Below are 2,516 nucleotides of genomic sequence, written 5' to 3'. Positions count from 1 at the left end.
GCCAGGTGGACCCGGCGCGCCCCGCAGCCGTCCGTTCTGTCATCGCGGGGACGGAAAAGACGGTTGTGACTGCGGGTTGAACTCGTCCATCCGCACGTTCTCCGCCTCGGACAAACGCGGGTCCGTCAGTTTGAGCACGTCGAGGCCCCGCTGAATATCGGACGAGTAGACGTGGCCCCTGTAGTAGTACGCCGACCAGGAGCCGGCGGTGCTCAGCGTGTCCGGTTTCCAGGGGCCGCGGTCGAAGTGGCCGATCTCCACGGGCCGGTCGGGATCGGTCAGGTCGATGACCGAGACGCCGCCCTGGTACCAGGACTGCACGAAGAAGTCCTGCCCGGGCACGGGAATGAGAGAACCGTTGTGCGCCACACAGTTCTCGGTTTCGGTCTGATGGCGCGGCAATTTGTAGTAGCTCCTGAACCCGAGTTCGGGGGACGCGCCACCGAGGTCCAGCGAGTAGACGGCGTCGGCGCCCCGCTCGGGGCCGATCTCCTCCGTGCAGGTGGCCGCGCTTCCGCCGCCGAGCTCGTCGGTGAAGACCACGTTCCTGGCGTCGTTGGTGAACGTCGCCGAGTGCCAGAACGCGAAGTTCGGGTCCTGGACGCGGTCCACCACCCGCGGCTCGGCCGGGTCCGACGTGTCGAGCAGCAGGCCGTCGCCCAGGCAGGCCGCCGCGGCGATGTCCCGTTCCGGGTAGACGGTGATGTCGTGGCAGCCCGTGGTCCTCCGGTGCCCGCCGTCCGGGAACAGTTCGGGCTCGTTGACCACCGAGGCAGCGGCGGGATCGGCCAGCGGCACCTCGATGATCGAGACCTTGTCGTGCGGCGGCTGACAGTTGGGGAAGCGCTCGGAGGGCGAGTACGACGACACGTAGACGTACTCGTGCTCGCCGTCCTCGCCGGGCACCAGCGTGTTGGTGTGCGAGCCGCAGTCGGTCGCCACGGCCGCCACGTACTGCGGGTTCGCCTTGTCCGAGATGTCGAAGATCCGAATGCCCTCGAAGCCCTCCGGGTCGGTCGTGGGCACCGACGCCGCACCGCACTCCGTACCGGCGCGCGGGTAGTCGACCGAGAAGTACAGCAGGTCGCCGCTCACCGACACGTCGCCCTGCCCACCGGGACACACGACGGTGGACACCAGCCGGGGCCGGGCCGGGACGGAGATGTCGTAGACGCCGAACCCGTCGTAGTTGCCGCCGATGGCGTAGTCGCCGGTGAACGCCAGGTCCGAGTTGTAGGCGGCGTCGCTGTGCAGCCCCTCGGGCTTGGGCAGGTTGGCCAGGTGCACCACCCCGCCTCCCGTGCTCACGCCGTCGGCGGCGCGCGCCCCGGGGACGGCCAGGAGGCCGACGGCCACCAGGAACCCCGCCCCGATGGCCCCCCAGCGGACCCGGCCACCGCGTCCTCGTCCACGCACCACAGCCCACACCCCCAGGAATTACACAAAGATGCCAATTGACTACTTTGTGTTGTACTCCCTTGAGTCACCACACTCCAGACGAAACGCCGAGACCGGACATCTACTGACCAATCCCCAGGAGGCCGCCCTACAGGCACCGCCCGGCGCGGACCGGACGCGTACCGAAGGAAACCCTGTCCTGCCGACACACCCTCAGGGCTGGACAAAACACCCACCGAGTGAGTAGAAAACCCGCAGGACGTTGCCTCAGGGGCACCGGGCCCCACGACACCGCGGATCCGTCCGCGCCACACCCCCATCGGAGGACACCTCGTGCGTCGCCTGGCACTCGCGACCGGAGCAGCTCTCGCGCTGCTCGGAGCCACAGCCTGTACCGGTGACGAGGAAGGCCGGGAGTCGGCCAACGTCATCGCCCCCGGAGCGCCCGGCGAGTCCTCGTCGCCCGCGACCGCCGACCAGATCGCCGCCCTGGCCGAGGAGCAGGGGCACAACGAGGCCGACGTCACCTACCTGGTGATGATGATCGAGCACCACTCCCAGGCCCTGGAGATGACCGACCTGGTCCCGGAGCGCCACGAGCGCGACGGCATCGAGCGCATCGCCGACCGCATCGCCGCCGCCCAGGGGCCGGAGATCACCGCCATGGAGAGCTGGTTGGAGGAGAACGTCTTCGGCCCCGCCCGGGAGAACCCCGCGCACCAGAACTTCTGCGGCCTGGAGGGGGACGGCACCCACCACGGCGAGGACGCCGACGTGCCCGCCTGCGAGCTGGACGTCGACCACGCCGACATGCCGGGCATGGCCACGCCGGAGGAACTGGAGCAGTTGGCGGAGGCCGAGGGCGACGCGTTCGACCGGCTCTTCGTGGAACTGATGACCACCCACCACGAGGGCGCGGTCACCATGGCCGAGGACGCGATGGCCGAGGGCAGGGACCAGACCGTGCTCAGGATGGCCAACGACGTGATCGCGGAGCAGAACGCGGAGATCGGCCGCATGGCGGAGGTGCTGGAGGACGCGTGACGCCCACCCTCCGGCGCGAATGCCCGGCGGCCCGTCCGAGGACGCGAGAGGGGCGCCCCCGGGCCGGGGGCGCC

Annotated in this window: 2 protein-coding genes; one reads left to right on the top strand and one right to left on the bottom strand. The window is 69.8% G+C overall.

The annotated features are described in order from the left end of the window. Positions 1-39 precede the first annotated feature (39 nt). Complete coding sequence (locus ACWGL3_RS31970) at positions 40-1,419, bottom strand: LVIVD repeat-containing protein (RefSeq protein ID WP_452462154.1); 1,380 nt, start codon at positions 1,417-1,419, stop codon at positions 40-42. Between the two features lie 312 nt (positions 1,420-1,731). On the opposite strand from ACWGL3_RS31970, the gene ACWGL3_RS31965 reads away from it, so the two are divergent. Then, positions 1,732-2,442, top strand: coding sequence for a DUF305 domain-containing protein (locus tag ACWGL3_RS31965; protein WP_267948593.1), 711 nt, complete (start codon positions 1,732-1,734; stop codon positions 2,440-2,442). Positions 2,443-2,516: the final 74 nt, after the last annotated feature.

It is taken from the genome of Nocardiopsis sp. NPDC055824, assembly GCF_053616335.1.
Note: the sequence above shows the minus strand (reverse complement) of the source record. Positions and strands in the feature narration are given on the sequence as shown.